Raw genomic sequence first — 18742 nt, forward strand, 5'->3', positions numbered from 1 at the left:
CGCAGTTTCTGCCGCGCGGCGCAAATCTTACTGCGACAGCACTGCCACAACCGCCGCCGAAAGCTCACGCAGGGCTGCATTGCGGGTTTGAAAATCCACCTCTGCCTCACTGATGTAGATCGCGGCAATCCAGGGCGAACCCTTCGGCGGCGCGATCACCGCAATCAGGCTGCGGCTGTCCTTGCCTGCGCCGGATTTGTCCCAGATCTTCCAGCTCTTGGGCGCAGCCTCACGCAAAAGGTTCTGGGTCACCCCACCCTTGCCCATCCAACTGCGTAACTGCTGCCGCGCGTCTTGTGACAAGAGATCGGAAAAGAAAATCGCGCTGAGGGTTTCAACCATTGCCCGCGGTGTAGTGGTATCTAGATCTTCAGACGGGCTGTTCAGCGCAGGCTCCATACGATCCAACCGACTAACTTCATCACCAAGGCTGCGCAGAAATGCAGTGACCGTTTCGGGGCCATTCAGCCGTTGCAGCAAAAGGTTCGCGGCGGTGTTGTCGCTTAGATCCAGGGTGGCAAGGCAAAGATCACCAATCGATAGACTGCCCCCCACATGACGCGTGCTGACCGGCGCATATGACAGCAGATCATCCTGCAAAATGGGCACGTGTTCATCCAGCGACAGCAGCCCTTGATCGTTCTGCGCCAGAACGGTTGCGCAGATCAGTGTCTTTGCGGTGCTGGTCAGCAAAACCGGCGTGTCCGGGCGGTGAAACCAGCTGTGATCGGAGTGGATCAAAGCAACTCCCACCCGCGCGTCAAGGCGGGTTTCAATCGCGCTGATGGTTTGGGAGAGCGGGTCAAATGATGTCTGCGCCGTTGCCGCGCTAAAACAGGACAGGGCCAAACCCAACCCTGCCGCCAAAATGCGAAGCCGCATGATGGTATCCTTTCAAATGTCTGGTTTATGGTTCTGTTCATCAACAAAAGTAATGCACCCTTTCTATTGCGCGGGCTTTTTGTCTGATAGACGAGAAAAAATAGAACCTTCCATTAGTTGAGGTCATGCATGGATCGCCCGGATATTCCGCTGAACGCGCTTAGAACCCTTGAGGTGGCAATGCGTCAGGGCAGTTTCACCCGCGCCGCACAAGAGTTGCGGGTGACGCAGGCGGCGGTCAGCCACCAGATTGCCCGGCTCGAAGATCTGTTGGGGGTGACGCTGTTTTTGCGCACGCCGCAGGGGCTTGTGCCCACCGATGAGGGGCGCATGTTGTTTCCGGTGCTCGAACACAGTTTCGAAGCCATTGCGCGCAGTCTGGATCGGCTGACAGGAAATCGCGATGCCGAAGTGTTGAACCTTGGCGTCAACAGCAGTTTTGCCCTGGGCTGGCTGCTGCCACGGCTGGATCAGTTTCGCGCCGCCCACCCCCAGATTGATCTGCGCATTGCCACCAATAACAACCGGGTGGAAATCCTGCGCGAAGGGTTGGATATGGCGATCCGCTTTGGCACCGGCGGCTGGACCGGCCATGAAGTGCAGCCATTGATGGAGGTTGTGTTTTCACCACTTTGCGCGCCTAAGCTGGCGCAAAGATTGCACCACCCGCCTGATCTGGGGCAGATGCCGCTTTTGCGCAGTTTTCGCGCGGCGGAATGGAGCAATTGGTTTGACGCGGTGCAGATCCCCTGCCCGCCGCTTCAGGGACCGGTGTTTGACAGCTCGCTTGCGCTGGCTGAACTTGCTGCAGCAGGCGAAGGTGTGGCGTTGCTACCAAAGGCGATGTTTGCGCGCTACCTGCAAGACGGGCGTCTGGTGCAGCCCTTCCCTGATGAGGTGCCGCTTGGCCAGTATTATCTGGCCTGGCCGTCAGAACGCGCAATCAGCGCGGCGATGCGCGATTTTGCCCAATGGATCACGCAGACATGCGTGCAGGCGCCAGACGTATTTGAAAAAAGCTAACGCGCGGTGCTGCGCGAAAAAAACAGCGCGCCGTTTAAAAAGGCGCGCTGTTTTCAGGTTTTACCCTACAAGACCGCCATCGTTGCGTTTCACCACCACAACGGATGAGCGCGCCAGCTTGCCTTCGCCATCGGGGAACGGCGCTTTGGGGTGCTGGATGCCAACAAACATGGAACGGCGATCGGCCGACCAGCACAGGCCGGTGACTTCGGCACCATAGGGCACGGTCATGAAACGAACGATTTCTCCGGTCACGGGATCACCCACCAGCATCTGGTTGTTGCCCTGACCTTCGTAATCGCCTTCGTTTTTATAGTTGCCATCGGTCTGGATCCACAAAAGACCCGCGCTGTCAAACGCCATACCATCGGGTGAGTTGAACATATTGCCCGGATGCACATTGGCAGAGCCTGCATATTCATCCCCATGCACATTGGGGTTGCCCGCCATCACATAAAGATCCCAGTCAAAGGTATCCGCGGCGTAATCCGCGTTGTCTGGTTTCCAGCGCACGATCTGGCCATAGTGGTTGGCTTCGCGTGGGTTCACCGCATTGGGGGATGTGTCATCACCACCGGCATTTGGTTTCAGACCACGGTTTTTATTGTTGGTGAGCGCGCAATAGGCTTCAACCGAGATCGGGTTCGCCGCAACCCATTCCGGGCGGTCCATAGTGGTTCCGCCCACAATTGAGGCGGCCATACGGGTGTGGATGTGGATTTCAGCCATTTCCATGCCGGTGGTTTCCGGCGTCAACGGCAGCCAGCGTCCTTTGCCATCGTCGTGGAATTTCGCCACATACAGCGTGCCGTCATTCAGCAGGTTTTCGGTTTCGCCACCGGGCTGATAGACCGCATCGGAGACAAAGCGATACAGATATTCGCCGCGCTCATCATCGCCAAGATAAACCACAACGCGGCCATCTTTCGCGATCACCACTTCGGCGTTTTCATGTTTGAAACGACCCAGAGCGGTGCGTTTCACCGGCGTGCTGTTCGGATCGGTCGGATCGATCTCTACGATATAGCCGAACCGGTTGGGCTCATTTGGGTTTTTCGCCAGATCGTAGCGCGGATCAAACTTTTCATAGTCATAGCGGCTCTCGCCTTTGATGCCATAACGCTTGAACGCCGGGCTCTGTTCAAAGCTCTCGTCACTTGAACCAAAGTAGCCGTTAAAGTTCTCTTCGCAGGTCAGATAGGTGCCCCAGGGCGTCTTACCCGAACCGCAGTTGTTCATGGTGCCCAGAACTTCAACGCCTGCGGGGTCTGCTTCGGTTTTCAGCAGATCATGACCCGCAGCCGGGCCTGCAATGCGCATCGGCGTGTTGTGGTGGATGCGGCGGTTATACGCGCTGTCGAGCACAATCTTCCAGCCTGCATCGCTTTCTTCCACTTCCATCACCGTGACGCCCTGCAGGTTCTGCATCTTGCGCACATCTGCCTCTGACGCGGGCTTGCCGTCTTCGTTTTGCGGCAGGTTCAGTTTTGGGTTGAGATATTCGTGGTTCACAGCGATCAGCTGCTTGTCACCAATTTCAAACAGCTCCATCCCGTCGGTGTTTTCACCAAAGATCCGGTCTGACACTGCATCGCCACCGGTCTCATGGTTGAACTCAGGCGCGTCGGAAAACAGCGGATCACCCCAGCGGGTCAGGATGTCCCAGCTGTAGCCTTCGGGCACATGCACGGTGGCATCGGTGGCAATCTCGATCGGCTTAAACGCAAAACGGTTGCTGGTTGCAGCTTCAACCGCCGACAGCACACCGCTGCCCATCACAGCCGCACCCGAGCCAAAGGCCACAATGCCGCTCAGAAAGCCACGGCGGCTCAATGCGGTTTCAACCACATTATCAAATTCACTGTGGTCCGGGCGCGGATCGTTCAATTCGTCCCACTCGTCCCACGACAGATCAACACGTTTATCAGTCATCTTCCACCCCTGGCTGAATTGCTTGGTATGAGGTCGAAGTACAAAGTGATGGTCTCACTTTTATGACGTCTGCGCAGGTTGGGCCGCACCATGTTGCGGCCCTGCTCACTCCTCGGAGATTGCCGTGCTCAGGCTTGCAGAAACCGGAGCAAGCTGCACCCGGCTGGCGCGATCCTGCAGCCCCCACAACAGCAGCGCCGAGATGGTATCAGGCTGCAAACGTCCCAGCATGATCACAGCACCTTCCTGATTTGCACGAAACGCGGCCTGATCCAGAAACCGTCGGATGGCGCGTGGATCCTGGCCTGCGCCATCAAAATCGCGAAACACCACGCCCGCAGGCACGCCATCACGCGCAGCCAGTTTCTGCACCGTGTTAAACCCATTGGCCTGGGTCACAAGGCCAAGCCCATTGCTCTCGGCAAGGGCGGCCACCTGATCGGCCAGCGCGCGCGTGCCTTGAAACCCGCTGTCGACCCCTTCCAGTAGCCCCACGGCCTCAGGCATTTTGGGCAGCCAGACTTCCATCGACATTTCCGCATCTTTTGGTGTCGCCTCACGGGCAAGATCCACCAGCATCAGCACCTCAAACCCAGCTGCCCGGCGCGCGGCCGCCTTGGATTTTGCATCCGGATCATCGGCCCGAATGGCAAAGCTCAGCGGATAGGGAAATTCCGCCAAGGCTTCGGCCCCCAGGCTGCCCGGCTCATCCAGCAGCACAATCGACATCAGTGGTCGCGAATCAATCAGGATGAATTCTTCGGAATTGCGCTCAAACGGGCTGCGCTCTGGCGCGCCTTCTACTGCGGCTTCGGCGCTACCTTGGGTCACAAGCGCGGTGGCGGGCGTTCCAACCCGTGGCCGCAATGTGGTCTCTGTGGATGGATCCTCGGTCACCTGTGCGGTTTTTTCCTCTGCCGCGCCGGGCTCACGGGTTGCGGGCACCGGGCGCACCACCTGCGGCAAGGTCACATTGGGCAGGCCAGCACTGGAGGGCGCGCTGATTTCAGGCGCAAGGATGGCAACCTTGGAAGAGCTTACGCTGCCAATTGCGGGCGGATCCTGTGGTTCAACACTAGGTTCAACGCTTGCATCAACACTGGGCTCGGGCACGTCGACAGGCTGTTCAACCAGGTTTTCTGTGCCCTGAACAGGCTCCGCTACAGGTTCAGTCACGGGCTCAAGTGCCGCCTCAGGCGCAAGCGCTGCAACCTCTTCCACAGGTTCTTCTGCAGGGGTGGTTTCCACCTCAGGTGCTGCTTCTGCGCCGGGCACATCAGGCAGGTTCAGCGTATTGGGCTGCGGGGGTGTGTCCCCTTCGGGCAGCGCAATTTCAGCAACCGTGCTTTCCAACTCGCGCAACTCAAGCGGGGCGTCACCCACATCGGGGCGTTCTACTGCCGCACGTTCCGACGGAATGGCCAGATCATCACCGCGCTCAACTGGCGCAGGCACCACAGGCGGCACCTCAACCAGATCCGCATCGCGCAGGCTGGCAGTGCCCTCGTCACGTGCCTCTCCCACAGATGCTTCAACCGGAGCAGCAATAGCCTGTGGCTCATCCTGCGGCACATCCACCGTGCGTGGCATTGGCACCGCCAATGAAACCAAAGCCGCCCCCATGCCAGAGACCACCGCGCCAATAGCGACACCACCCAAAAAACCGCGCATGCCTGTTTCGCCTCTCATTTTGCGGAGCCAGGGTCAGCACGGCTGCTTTTACAGCAATTGTGGCATTTACCAGCAGCTTGCCGGGGCGCTTGCCCTTGACGCTGCCGCGCATCCCTGAACATGTATGTTGCAACCACTATACTGCGGTGGGGCCCCGCCCCGCCAGTCCAAAACGAGGCCGCGAACCATGCTGCTGCTAATCGACAACTATGATTCCTTTACCTACAATCTCGTCCACTATCTGGGTGAGCTTGGCGCCGATGTAGAGGTGCACCGCAATGATGCGCTGAACGTGCAGGACGCCATGGCAATGAAGCCGTCTTCAATCCTGCTGTCACCCGGCCCCTGTGATCCCGATCAGGCGGGGATCTGCCTTGCCCTGACCGAGGCCGCAGCCGAAACCAAAACCCCGCTGCTGGGCGTGTGTCTCGGCCATCAGACCATCGGTCAGGCCTTTGGCGGCAAGGTCATTCGCTGCCATGAAATCGTGCATGGTAAAATGGGAGCAATGCACCACAAAAACAAAGGCTTGTTCGAAGGTCTTCCCACGCCGTTTGATGCCACGCGCTATCACTCATTGGTGGTGGAACGCGAAAGCCTGCCGGAGTGTCTGGAAATCACCGCAGAACTCGAAGATGGCACCATCATGGGGCTGCAGCACAAAGAGCTGCCCATTCACGGCGTGCAATTCCACCCGGAATCAATTGCCTCTGAACATGGCCATGCGCTGCTGAAAAACTTCCTGAAAAACACGCAGGCCCCGGCATGAGCGATGCAATCAAACCGCTGATCGGTGCCGCCGCGGATCGCGCGCTGAGCCGCGCTGAGGCCGAAGAAGCCTTTTCCATCCTGTTTGATGGTCTTGCCACCCCCAGCCAGATTGGCGGGCTTTTGATGGCGCTGCGCACCCGCGGTGAAACCGTGGAAGAATACGCCGCCGCCGCCGCCGTTATGCGCGCAAAATGCAAGGCCGTGCAGGCCCCCGCAGATGCGATCGATATTGTGGGCACCGGTGGTGATGGCAAAAACACCCTGAATATCTCAACCGCGACCGCCTTTGTCGCCGCTGGCGCAGGTCTTACAGTTGCCAAACACGGCAACCGCAATCTGTCGTCAAAATCCGGCACCGCAGATCTTCAATCGCAGATGGGCATTGATGTGATGGTGGGCGCTGATGTGATGGAACGCGCCATCAATGAGATCGGCATCGGTTTTCTGATGGCGCCAGTGCACCACCCGGCAGTGGCCCATGTGATGCCCACCCGGCAGGAACTTGGCACCCGCACGATTTTCAACATCCTTGGCCCGCTGACCAATCCGGCCGGGGTGAAACGTCAGCTCACCGGCGCATTCAGCCGGGATCTCATCCGCCCGATGGCCCAAACCCTGCAGGCGCTTGGCGCTGAAAAAGCATGGCTGGTGCATGGCTCTGACGGCACCGACGAGCTGACGATTACCGGCACCTCCTGGGTGTCAGGTCTGGAAAACGGCGCGGTCAGCGATTTTGAGCTCCACCCCGAAGAGGCAGGCCTGCCGGTGCATCCGTTTGAAGCCATCCTTGGCGGCACCCCCGCAGAAAACGCCATTGCCTTCCGCGCGCTTTTGGCGGGCGAACTTTCGGCCTATCGCGATGCGGTACTGCTGAACACGGCGGCGGCTTTGATGGTTGCGGACAAGGTGAGCACCTTGAAAGAAGGTGTTGAAAAGGCACGTGAAAGCATCGATAGCGGCGCGGCCAATTCCAAGGTTGAGGCGCTTGCCGCTGCGACCTCTGCCTAATTCCACGCGCCGGGGAAACCCGGCGCAACACGGGCTCTTTTAATGACATCCCACACCATTCCCGCCGCCTGGGCGCATCTGCCGTTTTTCACCACAGACTGGCCCACGATCGAGGCCGCGCTGGCTGGGGATCCACGCCAGATCCTGCCCCCGGATGAACAGCGTTTTGCAGCGCTTGATCACACGGCCCCCGCTGACACCCGCGTGGTGATCCTGGGGCAAGACCCCTACCCAACGCCCGGTCACGCTCATGGGCTTGCGTTCTCGGTTGAACCGGATGTGCGCCCGCTGCCACGCTCATTAAATAACATTTACAAGGAACTAGAGGCCGACGTGAATGTTACCCGCCCCAATGGTGACCTGCGCGGCTGGGCCAAACAGGGTGTGATGCTCTTGAACACCGCGCTCTCCGTTCCCGCAGGCGAAGCCGACGGCCACAAACGCCTTGGTTGGGCCACATTGGTGCATCAGATCTTGGCGGAATGCTCCAAACGTCCCACGGCATTTGTGCTTTGGGGCAACACCGCACAAAAGCTGGAAAAATTCATCACGGGTGATGGCCATCTGGTTGTGAAATCGGCCCATCCCTCACCGCTCTCTGCCCGGCGTGGCTTTTTCGGCTCGCACCCCTTTTCAAACGTCAACGACTGGCTTACCCAAAAGGGGCATACGCCCATCGACTGGAGCCAATAAGGGAACCCCTGCCGCCATGACCGAAAACGTGCTCGACAAGATCAAAGCCTATAAGCTCGAAGAAGTCGCCGCCGACAAAGCCGCAAAACCCTTGGCAGCCGTCGAAGAAGAGGCCCGCGCCGCTGATCCCGTGCGCGGTTTTGCTGAAAACCTGATCTCCGCCAGCCGCGAAGGCTACGGATTGATCGCCGAAGTCAAAAAAGCGAGCCCATCCAAAGGTTTAATCCGCGAAGATTTCGACCCCGTTGCCATCGCCAAAGCCTATGAAGCGGGCGGCGCAACCTGCCTGTCGGTGCTGACAGACACGCCAAGTTTTCAAGGCGCTAAGGATTTTCTCGTTCAGGCCCGTGCCGCCTGCGCCCTGCCCGCGCTGCGCAAGGACTTTATGTATGACACCTATCAGGTGGCCGAGGCGCGCGCGCTCAACGCTGATTGTATCCTGATCATTCTGGCCTCCGTGTCGGATGCGCAGGCCGCAGAACTGGAAGCCTGCGCCTTTGAATGGGGCATGGATGTGCTGCTCGAAGTCCACAACGCCGAAGAGCTGGAGCGCGCCTGCAATCTAAAATCACCGCTGATGGGCATCAATAACCGCAATCTCAAAACCTTTGAGACCACGCTGGACACCACCCGCATCCTGTCAAAACAGGTGCCCGCAGACCGCACGATTGTCTGCGAAAGCGGCTTGTTCACCCCGGCAGATCTTGCGGATATGTCGCGCTATGGCGCGCGCAGCTTCCTGATTGGCGAAAGCCTGATGCGTCAGGATGACGTGGCGGATGCCACCCGCGCCCTGCTCGCCCATCCTGCCCAACCCGGAGCGTAACCCATGGCCTTCACCCATTTTGATCAAAAGGGCGACGCCCATATGGTGGATGTCTCCGACAAGGCGGTAACATCGCGCATTGCCACCGCAGCGGGTTTTGTCAAAATGGCGAAGGCCACGTTTGATCTCATTGCCGATGGCCGCGCCAAAAAAGGCGACGTTTTAGGCGTTGCCCGCCTAGCTGGCATCATGGGTGCAAAAAAAACGCCCGATCTCATCCCGCTGTGCCACCCGCTGCCGGTGACCAAGGTTGCGGTTGAACTGACGCTTGATCCCGATCTGCCGGGCGTGCAAATCGAGGCCACGGTCAAAACCACCGGCCAGACCGGCGTTGAGATGGAGGCGCTCACCGCTGTCTCCACCGCTGCGCTGACCGTCTATGACATGTGCAAGGCCGCTGATAAGGCCATGGAAATCGGCGGCGTGCACGTAACGCTGAAAGATGGCGGAAAATCAGGACGATACGAGGCTTAGATGATCCCAGTCAGCACCGCCCTTGCCAATCTTCTTGATCTGGTCGCCCCGCTTAAAATCGAACAGGTGCCACTGGCGCAGGCCGCTGGCCGGGTGCTTGCTGAAAATCTAAGCGCAAATCGCGACCAGCCGCCGTTTGCGGCCTCGGCCATGGATGGCTATGCGGTCAATCGTGCTGAGCTTGAGCTGCACGCCATGTTCAAAGTCATCGGCGAATCTGCGGCGGGCCACCGGTTTGACGGGCGCGTGGGTGCCGGACAAGCGGTGCGCATTTTTACTGGAGCGCCAGTGCCCGAGGGCGCTGATTGTGTGGTTATTCAGGAAAACGTTGATCGTAAGGGCAGTCTGATCACCATCGTCGATCAACCCTCTGACAGCACTTATATCCGCCCCGCCGGCGGGGATTTCAAACGCGGTGATGTGGTGCAGGCGCCAAAACGGCTGGCTCCTGCGGATGTGGCGCTGCTCGCGGCAATGAACATCGCCACGGTGCCGGTGCGGCGCAAACCCGATATTGCGCTGATTTCTACGGGCGATGAGCTGGTAATGCCCGGCGACACTCCCGGCCCGGATCAGATCATTGCCTCCAATACCTTTGGTCTTAAGGCGATGCTTGAAGGATTTGGTGCAAACGCCCGCATCCTGCCGATTGCGCGCGACCAGAAACCCGCGCTGGAAGCGGCGTTTAACCTGGCCAAAGATGCGGATCTTGTGGTCACCATTGGCGGCGCTTCCGTGGGCGATCATGATCTGGTTTCGGACGTGGCGCAGGATCTTGGTATGGAGCAGAGCTTTTACAAAGTGGCGATGCGCCCCGGCAAACCGCTTATGGGTGGTCGCATGGGCGATGCTGCTATGGTGGGGCTGCCCGGAAACCCTGTGTCTGCCATGGTTTGCGGCCATGTGTTTTTGAAACCGATGGTGGATCAGATGCTTGGCCTTGTGTCTGAGCCTGCGCTGAAAACCGCGCCTCTGACCGAAGATCTCACTGCAAATGGCCCTCGTGCCCATTATATGCGCGCCACCCTTGGCCCCAAAGGCATCGCGCCCTGTCAAAATCAGGACAGCTCACTTTTGTCGGTGCTCTCGGGTGCCAATGCGCTCTTGATCCGCCCGCCCCATGATGACGCGCGCGAGGCGGGCGAAACCGTCAGCTACCTGCCGCTTTGATCGCAACCACAGCGTTACACCTAAGGCCGTTCCTATGTAGGAGCGGCCTTTGCTTTTATCCACAGCACAGCTGTTGACACAAAACAGGAACATGCGTAGAACAAAACACGATACATACAATAGTGCGAGGCGAGTATGCTCACGAAGAAGCAGTTGGATTTGTTGGAATTCATTCACAAACGCCTGCAACGTGATGGTGTTCCGCCCAGTTTTGATGAAATGAAGGTGGCGCTGGACCTGCGCTCCAAATCCGGCATCCACCGGTTGATCACCGCACTCGAAGAACGCGGTTTTATCCGCCGTCTCGCCCACCGTGCCCGCGCCATTGAAATCCTGAAACTGCCCGAAAGCATGGGACAGGAGCCGCTGCGCGCCATCGATGGTGGCAAGGCCAACAAGGTGGAAGAACCATCAAAACCCAGCGTGTCAGATATGGTTGCCGCTGCGATTGAACTGCCGGTGATGGGCCGTATCGCCGCGGGTGTGCCAATTGCCGCCATTTCCGAGGTCTCGCATCAGGTGGCCGTGCCCACCGCGATGATCTCATCAACGGCGCAGCATTTCGCGCTTGAGGTCAAAGGCGATTCCATGATGAACGCGGGCATCAATGATGGCGATGTGGTGGTGATCCGCGAAACCTCGCATGCGGACAATGGCGACATCGTGGTGGCCTTGGTCGAAGATCAGGAAGCCACGCTGAAACGGTTTTACCGCAAGGGGGATGAAATCGCGCTTGAGGCGGAAAACCCCGCTTATGAAACCCAGAAATACCCCTCCCATAAGGTGCGCATTCAGGGCCGTCTTGTAGGGTTGATCCGCAGCTACTGATCTGTGGGCTTCTATTCTTCCCAGATATGATCTGACCAGACCCGCCGCCCCTGCAGCGGGTCTTTTGTTTTCTGCCAGATCGCCGGGCTCCACAGCCTTAGACCAGATTGCGCCCGGCTGGTGGTAATCACCCCCTGTTTTGAAATCGAAATACTGCCGCTCAGCCGCAGGAGCTTTGGGGTGATCAGCAGACAGGTTTCGCCCTTGGGCAATGTGATTGCTTGATTACTGCTCACCACTGCCGCCTGCCCGCAGCCTTCAAACGCTTCTGCCGCGCGTTTGCCGCGCAGAACGTTGATCGCGCTTGGAAACGCGCCAACGGCTTGTGCCTGGCCCAACGCGCTGCCATCGTTTTCCAGCCAGACCCGCGCGCTAAAACCACTGCCGCGCCCGTGTGAAAGCAGCCTCTGTTCGCCCTGCCAGATACCAGCCAGTCCACCATCCTCGGCGATCAACACAAAAGGCCGTTCCACCGTCTGCCACAGTATCAGCGCCACAATCATCGCGGCAAACCCCGCCATTCTGACAGGTCCGCGCGCCAGCAACATCACCAGCGCCGCCAAACTTGCCAGCGGTAAAATAAACCCTGCAGGCTGCGCCACATAGCTGCGCGGATTTGGCAGCGCCGCCACGAAATGCGCCACCCCCAGGATCCATTCCAACCCCTGCACCATGATCCACAGCGCCACGCCCTCCATGCCAATGGGCAACAGCACCACCGCCAGCACCGCCGCAGGCATTACCACCAGCCCCATCACCGGCACCGCCAACAGATTGGCAAGCAAGCCATAATGCGACAGCGTGTTGAAATGCATCGCCCCAAACGGCGCGGTGGCTAGCCCCGCCACCAGCGACGTCAGCGCCAGCGTTGCAATCGGCCTGATCCAACGCGGCCCCAGCCATACCCGCCGCTCTCGCAGTAACCCGTAAGTCACCACCAGCGCAGTGGTAGCGGCAAAGCTCATCTGAAATCCTGGGCTCAGCAGGCTTTCAGGCCGGTGGATCAACACCACAAAAGCCGCAATAGCAACGGCGCGCAAGGTCAGCGCCCGCCGCCCCAGTACCACCGCGCCCAGCACAATCATCGCCATCACATAGGCGCGCTCGGTCGCGACATAACCGCCAGACAACGTCAGATAGGCGGTGGCTGCGATCATCGCCATTATCGCCGCTGCGGGTTTGGGGTGAAACGCGCGCGATGTGATCATTTCAAGGATGAGCAACAGATAGCGCGCCGCCAGAAACACCACGCCTGACAAAAGCCCCATATGCAGGCCCGATATGGCCAAAAGATGCGCCAGATTGCTGATCCGCAATGCTTCGACGCTGGCCTGGGGAATGGCGCTGCGATCACCGGTCAACACCGCCGCCGCCACCGCGCCGCCCTCGCCGGGCAACGTCTCCCACAGCCCCTGTGTTATGCGCGCGCGCAGCCGGGCCAGTTTCAAATCATCACCGGGATGTTGTGCCAGCAACACCGGCACCCGCGTGTATCCCACCGCGCCAATGCCCTGAAACCAAAGATGGCGGCGAAAATCAAAACCACCCGGCTCAACCGGCCCTCCGGCGGCAGACAGATGCGCCGTGGTCATCACCCGCGCGCCTATGGGCGGGGCCTCATTCAGCGCGCGGGCTGAAATACGAATTTTTTGCGGAGTTTTTTCAGGCGTGACCTCAAGCAGTCGTACACGATCCAGCGTCAGCCGCAGCGCATCGCTTGCGGAACGATCCACCGCAATCAGCCGTCCTTCAACCGGGCCATAATAACGAAAACCCAACACCGGCGCCGCCACCAGATGCGCACGCGCAGAGGCACATAAAAAGCCCGCAAAAATGAGAAACACCGCCATGAGCCCCACACGGCGCAGGAGCGCCCGGGCTGCACCGGGATCCCCCAGATACAGCCCAAACAACGCGGCCAGCGATACAGATAGTGCCAATCCCCATTCGATCAAGGCAGGCTCATGCGGCCAGATGAAATAAATCCCAACGCCCGCACCAAAACAGACCGCAGCCCAGGGAAACAGTTGCCCCTGCTGGGCGTGCCAACTGCGCTGAAGCGCCACAAAGGGCGCGCGCACCACGGATCCTCCTATGCGCATGCTTGCTCCTGACCTGTGGTCTGGGTAGACAGGCGGAAATCACAGGCAAAAGCCTAAGGCTCTTATGGTTTCCGAAAGGTTAATCCCCGACATGTCGCAACAAGTCGTCACCCGCTTCGCCCCGTCTCCCACCGGCTTTCTGCACATCGGTGGTGCCCGCACCGCACTGTTCAACTGGCTCTATGCCCGTGGCCGTGGTGGTAAATTCCTGCTTCGGATCGAAGACACCGACCGTGAGCGGTCCACTCCTGAGGCAACCGCTGCCATCTTGCAGGGCATGGCATGGCTGGGCCTTGATCATGATGGTGAAGTGATCAGCCAGTTCGCCCGCGCCGACCGTCACGCCGAAGTGGCGCATCAGCTGCTCGCCGAAGGCAAAGCCTATAAATGTTTTGCCACCCAAGAAGAAATTGCAGCCTTCCGCGATCAGGCCAAGGCCGAGGGCAAATCAACGCTCTATCGTTCTCCCTGGCGCGACGCGGCGGAAGATACCCACCCGGATGCGCCTTATGTGGTGCGCATCAAGGCGCCGCAGGATGGCGAAACCGTGATCCGCGATGAGGTTCAGGGCGATGTCACCATCAAGAACCAGCAGCTTGATGATATGATCCTGCTGCGCTCTGATGGCACCCCGGTTTATATGCTTGCGGTGGTGGTGGATGACCACGACATGGGGGTGACCCATGTGATCCGCGGTGACGACCACCTGAACAATGCAGCGCGTCAAATGATGATCTATACCGCGATGGGCTGGCCGCTGCCCGTTTACGCGCATATTCCGCTGATCCACGGCGCTGATGGCAAAAAACTCTCCAAACGCCACGGCGCATTGGGGGCGCAGGAATATCAGGCGATGGGCTATCCGGCGGCAGGCATGCGCAACTATTTGGCGCGTCTCGGCTGGTCCCACGGCGATGATGAGTTCTTCACCGATGCTCAGGCCAAAGACTGGTTTGATTTTGCAGGAATCGGCAAAAGCCCCGCCCGCTTTGACACCAAGAAGCTGGAAAACCTCTGCGGTCAGCACAATGCTCAGGCCGATGACGCCGCATTGCGGCAGGAGATCGAAGCCTATCTTGTTGCGGCAAATGAGCCCGCGCTGGATCCGCAACAAAGCGTAAATTTGGAAAAGGCAATGTTTTGCCTGAAAGATCGCGCGAAGACTTTCCCGGAACTTCTTGAAAAGGCACGATTTGCGCTGGCTTCACGACCCCTGGATCGTGATGCAAAGGCAGAAAAAGCGCTAACAAATGTATCCGACGGTATACTGGAAGAATTGACGCCGCATCTGCAAAATGTTAGCTGGACGCGTAATGATCTTGAGGCAGCGTTAAATGCCTTTGCCGAAGCGCATGACACCAAGTTCGGAAAGCTGGCAGCACCCCTGCGTGCAGCCCTTGCTGGACGGGCGGTCACACCTTCGGTGTTTGACATGATGCTGGTTCTGGGCCGCGATGAATCCTTGGCCCGGATCCAGGACGTAGCGGGATAGGTTCGCTTTTAACGCGAAGGTAATCCCGCCCCGATAACACAGCACCTGGGCGAAAGCGCAGGTGCCGCCCCGCATGGATATGAACGTTAATTTCATGCCGTGCCTGTAACAGGAAGGGACATCTATGACCGAAACCCAGAAAACCGCCAAGCTCAGCTTGAATGATCAAGAATATGAGCTGCCTATTTTCTCGCCGACGGCTGGCCCCGATGTTCTGGACATCCGCAAGCTTTACGCCCAGGCGGGCGTATTTACATATGATCCAGGCTTCACATCGACCGCATCTTGCGACAGCACCATCACCTTTATCGATGGTGGCAAAGGTGAACTGCTGCACCGCGGCTACCCGATTGATCAGCTGGCTGGCAAATCTCATTACCTCGAAGTCTGCTATCTGCTGCTTTACGGTGAACTGCCAACCGCAGCACAGCTGGAAGATTTCGAAACCCGTGTGACCCGTCACACCATGGTGCATGAGCAGATGCACAACTTCTTCCGTGGCTTCCGCCGCGATGCACACCCGATGGCAACCCTTGTGGGTGTTGTGGGTGCGATGTCTGCTTTCTACCATGACTCCACCGATATTTCCGATCCGTGGCAGCGCGAAGTGGCGGCGATCCGTCTGATCGCAAAACTGCCCACCATTGCAGCGATGGCCTATAAATATTCCATCGGCCAGCCGTTTGTGTATCCGCGCAATGATCTGGATTACGCGGCAAACTTCCTGCACATGTGCTTCTCGGTGCCTGCGGAAACCAACTATCAGGTTGACCCGATCCTCAGCCGCGCGATGGACCGTATCTTCACGCTCCACGCCGACCACGAGCAGAACGCCTCCACCTCGACCGTGCGTCTGGCGTCTTCTTCTGGTGCAAACCCGTTTGCCTGTATCGCTGCGGGTATCGCCTGCCTCTGGGGCCCGGCCCACGGTGGTGCAAACCAGGCTTGCCTCGAAATGCTCAAGGAAATCGGCACCGTCGACCGCATTCCTGAGTTCATCGCCCGCGCCAAAGACAAGAACGATCCGTTCCGTCTGATGGGCTTTGGTCACCGCGTCTACAAAAACACCGACCCGCGTGCCACAGTTCTGAAGCAATCCGCGGATGAGGTTCTTGAACTTCTGGGCGTCGAAGACAACCCGCTGTTGCAGGTTGCCAAAGAGCTGGAACAGACCGCGCTCAATGACCCCTATTTCGTTGAGAAGAAACTCTTCCCGAATGTGGATTTCTACTCGGGTATCATCCTCGAGGCGATGGGCTTCCCAACCTCGATGTTCACCCCGATCTTCGCGCTGAGCCGCACCGTCGGCTGGATCTCCCAGTGGAAAGAGATGATCTCGGATCCAGGCATGAAAATCGGCCGTCCGCGTCAGCTTTACACTGGCGAAGGTCTGCGTGACTACATCGACATCGAAAACCGCTAACTTTAGGTTTTCAATTAAAAAAAGAACCCCGTCGATCTCGGCGGGGTTTTTCTTTGGCCTCTGTGTTCCTATCTCAAGGACGTATCGAATTCTGAGGTTTTTTATGCGTTTTTTTCTCCTCCCTCTGATCCTCACTCTCAGCGGCTGTGGCTCTGAACAATCCGCCTCTGTTGCGCTTGGCAATGGTCTGCATGTGAATATGGCTTTGCGCAGCATGTTCAGCCTGCAAAGCGACTGGCACCGCACCTTGACCATCAGCCATGACAACACCCAGATCACGCGTGAGCTTGCCGCTGATACCGGTTGGTGGCGTGGTTCAAACCTTTATCGGGCCGGGGATCTTTATATTCTCGACGAAGGGCAAAATGGCTGTATCGCCTTCCGCCTCTCCCCGCTTGAATTTGATGATGCAGCGGCCAAATGCAGTGAACGCCGCGCCGCCGTTGCGGAACCGAAATATGAGGGCCTCACCTACCTTGGTACGTTTTCCGAAATCAACGACGGGGCAACCCATCTGGCTTACCAAACCGCCGATGAAGCCCCCGAACGCAGACTGCCAGATCCCCGCTAAGGGCGATTGCGCAGAAACCGGGTCGCGCAGCTGTATGGATCAGCTCTATCCCTGCAGCTGTGCACCACCCGAGGAATTTCTATGCTGCTGTCTTTGTTGATCTTTCTGTTTCCCCTCGCCTATAGCCCCGGCCCCGGCAATATGTTCTTTGCCGCCAATGGGGCGCGGTTTGGCTTTCGGGCGACCTTGCGCGCAAACCTTGGCTATCATCTGGCGACCTGGCTGGTGACGGCGGCCATTGGATTGGGCGCCTATGGCATACTGGCGCAGCAGCCCGCGTTGTTTCAGGTCCTGAAATTCATCGGTGCGGGCTATGTCTTTTATCTCGCAAGGAAATTCCTGCGCGCGGGCGCGTTTAACCCGGATCTCACCGCCCGTGTTGCCGGGTTTTGGGATGGGGTGATCTTGTTGATGCTGAACCCCAAGGCCTATGTGATTATTGCTCTGATGTTCACCCAGTTTCTTGGCACTGAGGTTGCGCTTACGCAGGTGGTGCTGATCACCACTGTTTTTACGCTCAACAATCTGCTTGCCTTTAGCCTCTGGACGCTGGCCGGCGCGCAGATGGCGGCGCTGTTTCAACGCGCGGATCGCGAACTCAATATCGGCTTTGGCGTTATGCTTGCACTGATTGCGCTGTGGATGCTGCTGGCATAATCGGCTGCGCCACCTGTTTGAACAGCTCGGCAATGCGCACAATCTCCACCGCATCCAACCCGCCATGCAGCGGCAGCACCATGCCGCAACGCTCCATCTGGGTTGCGGCTGCGGTTGCGCCGTATTTTTGCTGCCAGAACGGCAGCTGCGCAATATGGCGGGTCAGCATTGGCTGGCTCTCGATCCGGTTCTGGCGCAGAAATTCTGCCGTTTCATCCGGGTTCGCCACCAAGGTGCCAAAGCCAGAGCCGCAGATCACTGCCTGATCATTTTTCTGCTGATAATAGCGTGCCAATTCCCGTTGATAGATCGCGTGGTTTTCACTGCGCCGCGCTGCTTCTTGCTCGATCCGGCCCAGTTTCAGATTGCCCAGAAACGCGGTGATTTCGCCCGCGTGCATAGAAAAGCCTGCCTGATCAAAATCACCCGCCTGCGCCCGATCTGCGCGCGTTCCCACCGGCGTGCCGCGCAGCCGGCGCATTGTTTTCACCAGCTCGGCGTCATCGCTGACCACAACACCCCCGTCCAGACAGCCCAGCACCCGACGCAGTGAATAGCTTGCAGCGGTGCCAAACCGGCCCAGCAGCCGCCCGCCAAACTGCCCGCCAAGCGCGTCGCGCGCATCCTCCAGCAGCACCACATCATGGCGCGCGCAAAGTGCTGCAACCGCCTCCATATCACCGGGTACACCCAGAATATGATGCATCAGCAACAGCGCTGGCCGTTCACGCCGAAACAGCGCCTCAAGCGCGGCCAGATCCGGCGACAGCGCCTCTGGATCGCAGGGACAAAGATAAGGATCAAACCCCAGCTGCATCAGCGGCGCAATTGTGGATGCCCGGCCAAGTTCGGCCAGTACCACCCGCCGGTTGCGCAACCGTGGCTTTAGCGCGTTCAGCATCAGCAGATTGGCGGATGCGCCAGAATTTACCATCACCACATGGCGCGCGCCCAACCATTGTGCCAGTGCGGTCTCAAACAGGCACAGCTCTGCGTCACCTTGCAAATTGCCACCCTCGGCAATCCACTGCGCCAAAGCATCCCGATCTTCCTGTGTGATCGCTTCGCCTGCCAATGTTACCGGAGGTCTGCGGATCACATACATATCTTGCTCCAAATAATTGATTTTCATAGGCATACCCTTGGGGCCAGCATAACGGACCCCTAGCCCCAAGACTGTAGACCGCCCGCATAGTCTACGGCGGCAAAGGGATGGGAA

The 18742-nt window shown here is 58.6% G+C and carries 17 protein-coding genes; 12 read left to right on the forward strand and 5 right to left on the reverse strand.

Translation table 11 applies throughout. The features are described from left to right. Positions 1–27: 27 nt before the first annotated feature. Positions 28–882, reverse strand: a complete 855-nt coding sequence (gene bla / locus GG681_RS02760; RefSeq protein WP_153544806.1) for a class A beta-lactamase — start codon at positions 880–882, stop codon at positions 28–30. Between the two features lie 129 nt (positions 883–1011). Here bla and GG681_RS02765 point away from each other — a divergent pair, with 129 nt between their 5' ends. Beyond that, a complete protein-coding gene (locus GG681_RS02765) occupies positions 1012–1905 on the forward strand; it encodes a LysR family transcriptional regulator (RefSeq protein ID WP_153544808.1) in 894 nt (297 codons plus the stop codon). Positions 1906–1965: 60 nt separating this feature from the next. On the opposite strand, the gene GG681_RS02770 is transcribed toward GG681_RS02765, so the two are convergent. Next, the gene (locus GG681_RS02770; RefSeq protein ID WP_153544810.1) at positions 1966–3837 is read right to left on the reverse strand and encodes a PhoX family protein; all 1872 of its coding nucleotides are present in this window, start codon (positions 3835–3837) and stop codon (positions 1966–1968) included. Between the two features lie 105 nt (positions 3838–3942). Further along, entirely contained in the window at positions 3943–5508 is a 1566-nt protein-coding gene (locus tag GG681_RS02775) for a divergent polysaccharide deacetylase family protein (protein WP_153544812.1), read from the reverse strand. A gap of 187 nt (positions 5509–5695) precedes the next feature. Between GG681_RS02775 and GG681_RS02780 the strand changes: the two genes are divergently transcribed. The 7 genes from GG681_RS02780 to lexA all read left to right on the forward strand — a co-directional run bounded on the left by GG681_RS02780 (position 5696) and on the right by lexA (position 11278). Further along, on the forward strand, positions 5696–6277 hold the full coding sequence (locus tag GG681_RS02780; protein ID WP_153544814.1) for an anthranilate synthase component II: 582 nt from the start codon (positions 5696–5698) through the stop codon (positions 6275–6277). After that, a complete protein-coding gene (gene trpD / locus GG681_RS02785) occupies positions 6274–7287 on the forward strand; it encodes an anthranilate phosphoribosyltransferase (RefSeq protein WP_153544816.1) in 1014 nt (337 codons plus the stop codon). Before GG681_RS02780 ends, trpD begins: the two co-directional genes overlap by 4 nt. A 42-nt stretch (positions 7288–7329) precedes the next feature. Next, a complete protein-coding gene (locus GG681_RS02790) occupies positions 7330–7980 on the forward strand; it encodes a uracil-DNA glycosylase (RefSeq protein ID WP_153544818.1) in 651 nt (216 codons plus the stop codon). A gap of 16 nt (positions 7981–7996) precedes the next feature. Then, the gene (trpC, locus tag GG681_RS02795; RefSeq protein WP_153544820.1) at positions 7997–8806 is read left to right on the forward strand and encodes an indole-3-glycerol phosphate synthase TrpC; all 810 of its coding nucleotides are present in this window, start codon (positions 7997–7999) and stop codon (positions 8804–8806) included. 3 nt (positions 8807–8809) lie between these two features. Further along, complete coding sequence (moaC, locus tag GG681_RS02800; RefSeq protein WP_153544822.1) at positions 8810–9280, forward strand: cyclic pyranopterin monophosphate synthase MoaC; 471 nt, start codon at positions 8810–8812, stop codon at positions 9278–9280. Continuing rightward, positions 9281–10450, forward strand: a complete 1170-nt coding sequence (locus GG681_RS02805; protein ID WP_153544824.1) for a molybdopterin molybdotransferase MoeA — start codon at positions 9281–9283, stop codon at positions 10448–10450. A 135-nt stretch (positions 10451–10585) separates the two neighbouring features. Continuing rightward, on the forward strand, positions 10586–11278 hold the full coding sequence (lexA, locus tag GG681_RS02810; RefSeq protein ID WP_153544826.1) for a transcriptional repressor LexA: 693 nt from the start codon (positions 10586–10588) through the stop codon (positions 11276–11278). Between the two features lie 11 nt (positions 11279–11289). Here the strand turns inward: lexA and GG681_RS02815 are convergent, their stop codons facing one another. After that, the gene (locus GG681_RS02815; RefSeq protein ID WP_153544828.1) at positions 11290–13380 is read right to left on the reverse strand and encodes a ComEC/Rec2 family competence protein; all 2091 of its coding nucleotides are present in this window, start codon (positions 13378–13380) and stop codon (positions 11290–11292) included. Between the two features lie 91 nt (positions 13381–13471). On the opposite strand from GG681_RS02815, the gene gltX reads away from it, so the two are divergent. From gltX to GG681_RS02835, 4 genes are all read left to right on the forward strand, one after another. Continuing rightward, positions 13472–14872 carry a glutamate--tRNA ligase gene (gene gltX, locus GG681_RS02820; RefSeq protein WP_153544830.1) on the forward strand — a complete coding sequence of 467 codons (1401 nt, stop codon included), beginning with the start codon at positions 13472–13474 and terminating at the stop codon, positions 14870–14872. 124 nt (positions 14873–14996) lie between these two features. Next, the gene (gene gltA / locus GG681_RS02825; protein WP_153544832.1) at positions 14997–16295 is read left to right on the forward strand and encodes a citrate synthase; all 1299 of its coding nucleotides are present in this window, start codon (positions 14997–14999) and stop codon (positions 16293–16295) included. A gap of 103 nt (positions 16296–16398) precedes the next feature. Then, entirely contained in the window at positions 16399–16866 is a 468-nt protein-coding gene (locus GG681_RS02830; protein WP_153544833.1) for a hypothetical protein, read from the forward strand. Positions 16867–16947: 81 nt separating this feature from the next. Continuing rightward, complete coding sequence (locus GG681_RS02835; RefSeq protein WP_153544835.1) at positions 16948–17523, forward strand: LysE family translocator; 576 nt, start codon at positions 16948–16950, stop codon at positions 17521–17523. On the opposite strand, the gene GG681_RS02840 is transcribed toward GG681_RS02835, so the two are convergent. Further along, positions 17483–18655, reverse strand: coding sequence for a DegT/DnrJ/EryC1/StrS family aminotransferase (locus GG681_RS02840; protein ID WP_194287125.1), 1173 nt, complete (start codon positions 18653–18655; stop codon positions 17483–17485). The genes GG681_RS02835 and GG681_RS02840 overlap by 41 nt on opposite strands. Positions 18656–18742 lie beyond the last annotated feature (87 nt).

Source organism: Tritonibacter aquimaris, assembly GCF_009617595.1.
Classification (GTDB): Bacteria; Pseudomonadota; Alphaproteobacteria; order Rhodobacterales; family Rhodobacteraceae; genus Epibacterium; species Epibacterium aquimaris.